General features: G+C 65.7%; 1 pseudogene. It reads right to left on the minus strand.

From position 1 onward, the window contains the following. A pseudogene (locus tag LDO54_RS18140) lies at nucleotides 1-1,441 on the minus strand (hypothetical protein); the annotation flags it as partial.

The following is a 1,441-nucleotide window of genomic DNA, read 5'->3' on the forward strand; positions in this document are numbered from 1 at the left end:
ACGTTGCCCGACGTGTCGAAGCCCAGGCCCGCCGCCTTCAACTGCGCGACGTTGATGGCGTCGGCGTCTGCGATGCCGTTTGCCACGTTGTGGATCGCCACCGCCGCGCTGGCGTTCTTGCCGCCGAGCGTGACCGAGCCCTTCGACGCGTCGTCGTAGGCCACGAATGCATTCGTGACGTTGCCCGACGTGTCGACCTCCGCACCCATCGCCTGGAGCTGCGCCAGGTTCACGGCGTCATGCGACTGCGTAGCGTTAGCGACATTCGACACCTGGACCGGCGCGCCCGTTCCGCCGAGCGTGATCTTGTCGTGCTTCGACGAGTCGTAGACGACCGCGTCTGCAGTGCCGCCACTGGCCGCCGCAGCCGCAATCGCCGAACCCACGTCGCCGAACACCGTACCGCCCACCGTGTACGTCGGTCCCGTGACCGAGCCGTCGCCGTTCACCGTCGCGCCACCGCCCAGTGCGTCCGTCACGCCCTTGAGCTGTGCGACGTTCACGGCGTCCGTGTCACCCTGGCCTGCGGCCATGTTGACGATACGGCGCGTGTTCGCCTGGCTTAGCACCGTGGTCGCGTTGTTGTCCGCATCGTAGACGACACGCGTTGCCGTGCCGTCGCTACCGACCGACACGGTGTTGGCCTCGTTCGCCACCGAGCCCGAGCCCAGTGCGATCGAATCGTTCGACTTTGCGAGCGACTGAATGCCCAGCGCCATGCTCGAGAGACCGTCGGATTGCGAGTTCGAACCCATCGCGATACTACCCGCGCCGTTCGCGCGTGCCAGGTCGGTCGGTCCGGTCGAACCCGAGGCGTTGGCAATGCCCTTGACCTGCGTGTACCACGCGGCCGTCTTGAACGTCGAGGTCAAACCCGTCGGGTCGACACCCGAACCCTGCGAGGCCGTGAGCAAGTTCGCTTTCGCGGCCATCATCGTCATGGTGGTGCCGTTCTGGAACGCGCCGTTGATGATGTCGTTGACCTGCCCGACCGATGCCGCATCCGTGTCCTGAATACCGTTCGCCACGTTGCTGATGATCGTGCCCTTCGGCAGCGGGTCGGCACGGTTGCCGTTGCGGAAGTAAGGACTGTTGCCTACACCCTTGTCGAGCGTGATCGAGGGCGAACCCGAGGCGATCGAGCCCGCATCGTACGTAACGGCCTTGTTGAGCACCGCACCCGACGTCTGATCGACCGAGAACCCTGCCGAGGTGAGCTGGCTGACGTTGACGGCATCCGTGGCCTTAAGCCCCGCTGCAACGTTGTGCAGCGCGACCGCGACGCTCGAACCGGCGCCGCCCAGCGTCACCGAGTTGTGCGCGGAGCTGTCGTATTTCACCGCATCGGCAACCGCGCCAGCGAGGTTCGTCACGTTACCGGCGAGATTCGTCACGCTACCCGCGATGTTCGTGACCGCGCCGGCGAGGTTCGAGACGTTCG

This window comes from Paraburkholderia tropica (assembly GCF_914484835.1).
Classification (GTDB): domain Bacteria; phylum Pseudomonadota; class Gammaproteobacteria; order Burkholderiales; family Burkholderiaceae; genus Paraburkholderia; species Paraburkholderia tropica_A.